The organism is Novipirellula sp., assembly GCF_041583735.1.
Taxonomy (GTDB): domain Bacteria; phylum Planctomycetota; class Planctomycetia; order Pirellulales; family Pirellulaceae; genus Novipirellula.
In genome coordinates, this window is the sequence record NZ_JBFHFD010000895.1 from 1 (window position 1) to 2,715 (window position 2,715).

At 53.0% G+C, this 2,715-nt stretch carries 3 protein-coding genes; 2 read left to right on the forward strand and 1 reads right to left on the reverse strand.

The window, feature by feature from the left end:
• Positions 1-451 (forward strand): sigma-70 family RNA polymerase sigma factor (locus ABX962_RS34285; RefSeq protein WP_372726158.1); only part of this gene is annotated, 451 nt, incomplete at its 5' end.
• Positions 452-791: 340 nt separating this feature from the next.
• On the opposite strand, the gene ABX962_RS34290 is transcribed toward ABX962_RS34285, so the two are convergent.
• Entirely contained in the window at positions 792-1,694 is a 903-nt protein-coding gene (locus tag ABX962_RS34290; protein WP_372726159.1) for a LysR family transcriptional regulator, read from the reverse strand.
• A gap of 166 nt (positions 1,695-1,860) precedes the next feature.
• Between ABX962_RS34290 and dinB the strand changes: the two genes are divergently transcribed.
• Positions 1,861-2,715, forward strand: an 855-nt coding sequence (dinB, locus tag ABX962_RS34295; protein ID WP_372726160.1) for a DNA polymerase IV, incomplete at its 3' end; no start/stop codon positions are given.

The window sequence follows — 2,715 nt, forward strand, 5'->3', positions numbered from 1 at the left end:
AACTTTTCTCGCGGGGATTGAGCATATCAAGCAGTTTTCAGGCCAAGGCTCGGAACAAGGCTGGTTACTAGGAATCCTGAAACGCAAGATTATCGATTTGGTTCGTGCCCGCAGCCGGACGACCCAATTGATCGAAGAGGATGGTGGCGATCCGCTTGACCGTATGTTTGACCGAAAGGGCAATTGGCGACGAAATACCCACTCGACGCTCCAACAACCGCTTGAATCAATCGAGCGAGAGGAATTCTGGCCAATTCTTCGCACCTGTTTGGCAGAGCTTCCGGTCGGACAAGCCGATGCGTTCACGCTTCGAGAGATGGACGAACTTGGGACAAAAGAAATTTGTAAGAAAATGTCGATCAGTCCGTCTAACCTGTGGGTCTTACTACATCGAGCCCGTTTGCGGCTGGCAAACTGCATGAAAAGTCGATGGCATTTAGAACAAGGCTAAGTGAAAGTCGATTTCATGCGGAGCTGCAAAGAGATATCGAAACTCATTTCGGATTCAATCGAATCTCCATTGCCATGGCGAAAACGGATGGAGCTTTGGATGCACTTGCGATTGTGCCGTCTGTGTTCGAGTTTCCGCCGCGACGTTATTTATTTGCATGAACAAATGCAGCAGCATACCGTTGATTTCAGCGAAAACCGTGAGGGCGAAGCCGCAAAACTTCCATTGGATGCGCGTCTAAGGATCAAGCAATCAATCCGCTCGCGTCAATCGGAAAGAGATCGACGTTGACAGGTGATGCATATCCGTGAGGTGTTAGCTGGTTTTCCACCGAGGTCACTTAGTCTGGCCTTGGTTTCGCCTTGAACGTGGCCGAATAATGATGCATTGTCTTGCGGAATGCCTGCAGCAATTTGCTCTGGAATCGATAGGGGTTCCACACTGCGGCAATCGTTCGCATCGGTTTCGGGCTGGCTAACGATCGATACAGTCGCCGATCACTTTTGTCGATCGCTCGCGCCATCGCTGGTACCATCGAAATGCCATGTCCGAGCGTGACAAGCTCTTGCACCATGGTCAACTGGCTTGTTTTTTCCATCGAAACCGGTTGAAACGAACGCTGACGACAGAATGAAACAATATTGTCCGACAGACAGTGAGCTTCGTCGAGCAATACAAAGGGCAGCGTTTGAATATCGGCCAATTTGATTTGTTTTTTCTGGCTCAGCGGATGTCCTTGTGGCATGACAAGTAGCAACTCCTCTTCAAACAAAGTGTCGATCTCGAGATACTTGGCCGGAATCGGCAGCGCTAGTATCGCCAGATCCAATTCACCTTGTGTCAACCGCTGCAACAAACTTTGCGTCGGCTCTTCTTGGACAAGTAACCTCGCTTTTGGGAACTCGGACGTGAAATGCTGTAACAATCCAGGCAGGAAATACGGCGCGATCGTGGGAATGGCCCCCAAACGAATTCGCCCCGATTGACCGTCATCCGTGATTTCGCTGAGGGTGTCATCGATGATTGACATGATTTGGCGAGCGCGGCTGACCAACAACTCCCCCGCATCGGTAAGCACCATTTTGCGTGATTGACGCTCGAAAAGGGGTTGGCCGATTTCCTCTTCCAATCGCTGAAGCGAACGACTGACGGCGGGCTGAGACAACCCAAGCTCCTCGGCCGCTCGAGTGATATTTTCAGTTTGAGCGATCTTTAAAAAGTGAGTCAGTTGGTCAAATTCCACCGTAACGTTTCCTCACATGTGCCATTCGCTCCGAGTCGCCCCCGCGGGGCTGGTCCCGGGGCATTGTGCGTATTGGAACCGACCTCACGTGTGCAATACAAGATGGGCTCGATCCGTGTCCTCGATCCGTTACACTGTGCCGCATGACTCCGTTACACTGTGCCGCATGACACTGTGCCGCATGATTTTGCATATCGACATGGACGCGTTTTATGCGTCGGTGGAACAACGCGATAACCCGTCGCTTCGCGGCCAACCGATCGTGGTCGGTGGCAGTGAGACGGGCCGGGGGGTGGTGGCGGCTGCCAGTTACGAAGCACGTCATTTTGGCGTGTACAGTGCAATGCCGATGAAAACGGCACTCCAGCGGTGCGGCCGTCTCGTCGTTGTTCCCGTTCGCATGGAAGTTTACGCAGCAATCTCGCGTCAAATTCGCGAAATTTTCAATCGTTACACGCCGCTGGTCGAACCACTGTCGCTCGATGAGGCCTTCTTGGACGTGACGGGATGCCAAGCGTTGTTTGGTTCGGCGGTCGAGATCGGCCAGCAAATACAACATGCGATTGCTGCTGAATTGGGGTTGAATGCGTCGGTCGGAGTCGCGCCGAACAAGTTTCTCGCGAAAGTCGCCAGTGGTCACGCGAAACCGCGAGGATTCACGGTGGTCGAATCCGACAAGGTTCACGATTTTCTTGATCCGCTACCGATCGACAAAATTTGGGGAGTTGGCAAGCGGGCCGAAGAACGGTTAGGGCAAATCGGGATCTATCGCGTTTCGGATCTACGCCATGCCGATCTTGACCAACTGGCGCGAATGATGGGGCAAACCTCAGCCAACCATTTGTACGCACTGGCCTGGGGACGAGACGATCGTGCGGTGGTTCCCGACCGCGAAGCCAAGTCCATTTCGCACGAGACCACCTTTCACGCGGATGTCACCGATCGCGAAGTTTTACAGGCGATCCTGTTGCGATTGACCGAACAAGTGGGCCGGCGATTGCGTCGCCATGATCGTTATTGC